This is a genomic window from Thermofilaceae archaeon (assembly GCA_038731975.1).
Lineage (GTDB): Archaea > Thermoproteota > Thermoprotei > Thermofilales > Thermofilaceae > JANXEW01.
In genome coordinates this window covers 1-2812 of record JAVYQJ010000078.1, presented here as the reverse complement: position 1 = coordinate 2812, position 2812 = coordinate 1, and the positions used below count along the sequence as shown (strand labels likewise).

At 70.2% G+C, this 2812-nt stretch carries 2 protein-coding genes; both read right to left on the bottom strand.

From position 1 onward, the window contains the following. Positions 1-81: 81 nt before the first annotated feature. A complete protein-coding gene (locus tag QXF46_09625) occupies positions 82-789 on the bottom strand; it encodes a hypothetical protein (GenBank protein ID MEM0227121.1) in 708 nt (235 codons plus the stop codon). Beyond that, positions 767-2686, bottom strand: coding sequence for a ribosome rescue protein RqcH (gene rqcH / locus QXF46_09620; protein MEM0227120.1), 1920 nt, complete (start codon positions 2684-2686; stop codon positions 767-769). The genes QXF46_09625 and rqcH overlap by 23 nt, the downstream gene beginning before the upstream one ends. Positions 2687-2812: the final 126 nt, after the last annotated feature.

Genomic DNA, 2812 nt, shown 5'->3' with positions numbered 1-2812 from the left:
AACGTGCTCCTCCCGAGTATGCGGAGCCACTTCGCCAGGTCGCCCAGCATCGCGTCGACGACGAACTCGTAGCGCTCCAAGTCACCGCACCCTCTGCAGCCACAACTCGGCGCTCGCCACGAGGGCCCTGTGGAGGGAAACGTCGTCGATCAGGAGCGGGCGGCCGGCCACCAAGGCGGCCGCGAAGCCGTACTCGGCGAGCGGCTCAGCCAGCTCGTCGAGCGCGCCAACCAGAGCATCGGTGGAGGCGAAGCTGCTGCACGAGGCCTCCAACCCCTCCTCACCCCTCCTAACCGCCTCCCCGAGGGCCGTCCAAGCGTCCACAACCCCCTTGAGCCTCCCCGCCCTGACGATGAAGGCGCAGATGGAGCCGCGCTCCCTCATGCGGATCAGCGCGCCCCTGAGCGTGGTGTTGGGCGCCGCAACCGCCGGCGGAGTCGCCCGGGCGGCGACTTCAGCTGGGTGGAGCTCGATGGCCGCGTAGACGGATCTCGGGGTCAAAGCGCCCCTCTGAGTTAGAGCGTACTTGCAGCCGCGAGCCACGTAGTGCGAGAGCGCCCTCGCCGCGCCCACCCTGCCCCCGATGATCGGGAGATCCGCGACCGCTTTTTCAGGCTTGGCCCGGTGGAGCCCCTCGGAGGCCGCCACCGCGATGAGGGTGTCCAGCGTCACCACTCCCCCCGGCACCCTTGCCACGAGCCCCCTTGTGCTCACCAGGGCCTCCGCAGCCCTCAGCAGGTCCCCCGACTCCACATCGTAAATGGGCTCAAAGAACCGGCGGGCGGCCATCAACGCTCCCCCTCACCCTGGCTATATAGAAGCCGCCCCGCGGGAGCAGCTGCAGCACTGCGTGCCGGGGGATGCGCGCGCGGAGCCCCTTCGCGCGGAGCGCGCTGGACAGCTGCTCAGCGATCTTCCCTGCAGCCTCCTCCCTCGGCACCCTGCCCGGCTCCAGGACGACCAGGGCCTCGCACTCCCGCTCGAGGGCCGAGGGGGGGCCGGCGAGCAGGTCGTAGCTGCCGTCAGAAACCCTCACCCCAACGGCCAGCTCCAGCTTGACGCCGCGGATGTAGTTCCTCCTCCCGTAGACCATGAAGGCCCCGGTCCCCAGGTACTCCCCGGCGGGCGCCTTCTTCGAGACCTGCTCGCCGACCACCCAGTAGACGTCCACCGAGGCTAGGCCGAGCTCCCACGCCCTCGAGTAGGAGGCCGCGAGCTGCGCAGCCTCCCTGAGCGTGGCCTCGCCGACCTGCTTGCCCCCGCTCTTCACCACCACCGCTGGGCCCCCGTGGATGTCGGCGTGCAGGAAGATGTCCCGGGGCTCCAGGTACTTCCTCACGATCGCCTCGTTCTGGCTCGCATCCCTCCCGCCGATCACGAGGAACCCCTCGCTCGAGGTGAAGTGGTGGAAGCTCTCGTACCACCTCCTCTCCCTCCTCAGCTTCAGCACCGGCTGCTGGATCCTCGGCTTGATCTCGGCCGCCACCTCAGCGGCCCTCTCGGCTTTCCGCTCCAGCTCCTTCGCCCTATCGAAGAGGAGGGAGGCGTTGCGGGCGGCGCTCAGGGCAGCGTCCAGCTCCACCTCCACCCCCTCGACCAGCAGCTTCACCCTCCCCCTCGCCGGGTCAGCGTCGACGACCTCCGGGTACTTCGACCTGAGCTCCGCGGCCACCAGATCCCAGCGCAGGCTCGACCTGAGACTCCTGAAGGCCTCCAGGATGCCCTCGATGCGCGCGGAGTCCGCCATGAGCCTCTCCCCAGCCCTCCGGAGCAGCGCAGCCCTCTCCGCGAACTCGCGCGCCAACCGCTCCGCCTCCGCAGCCCCGCCCACCCGGGGCTCGGGCTGCTGGAGGAGCCTCGGTGTGAAGACCCTATCCACGGCCTCCGCGAAGCTCCCCGCGGGCTCGAGGGGTTCGGCCAGGTGCTCGAGCTCGATCGGGTAGGCGGCTACAGCCTCCCCCTCCCTGAGCGCGACGCGGGGCTCGAGCTCGCCCCTCAAGACCCTCAGGTAGATGCCCGCCAGCTCCCTCATCGCCCTCCACAGCCTATCCGGGCCCAGCCTCGCCGCGTCCTCAAGGGGGTTCAAGCCAGCCCGGTGCAGAGCCTCCGCCACCACTTCGCCGGGCGCGTTGACGAGCCGCGAGAGGTGCGCAGCCGCCGTGAGGCCCGGCCTCGGGGGAGGGGCGGCGTCGAGGTGGGTGAGGGAGAGGGGGTCCAAGCCCCTCGGGGGAGGCGGTTGGTAGACCTCGCCTATAATTACCCTCCGGTCCCTCATCTCCCGCTGCCTCAGAGCGGCCGCGATCCGGCCGCCCTCCACGACCAGTACGTTCCCCTCCCGAACCCACTCGACCACCAGCTCCACCCTCCGCTCGCCCCTCTCGAAGGTCAGCGAGGCGGCGCGGTCCATGTTCAGCTGCCTGACGCACTCCAGCCTCATCCCCCTCAAGCCCCTCAGGGCTGCGGCAAGCTGCGCCGGCAGCTCCCCCCTGGGCAGCTCGAACCTCGTCTCGTAGACCCCGATCGAGGGGTTGAGCACCAGCACCCTCTCCCCAGCCATCGGCTCCCGCAAGCGGAGCGCTAGGCCACCCCCCACCCACCACGCCTTCTGCAGCCTAAGCCCCTCCACCGTGGCGAGCCCCTCCCTGAGGAGGGCGGCGAAGTCGAGAGCGGTCAGCGAGGCTTTCACGCCAGAGTGGTTCAGCCGCCACCATTAAAAACCGGCCGGCGCGGTGACCCGCGTGGGGTTGAGGGATAGCGCGCACATCCTCACGGGCTTGGCCTTGGGCGCAGCTCTCGGCGTACCGCCCGCCCC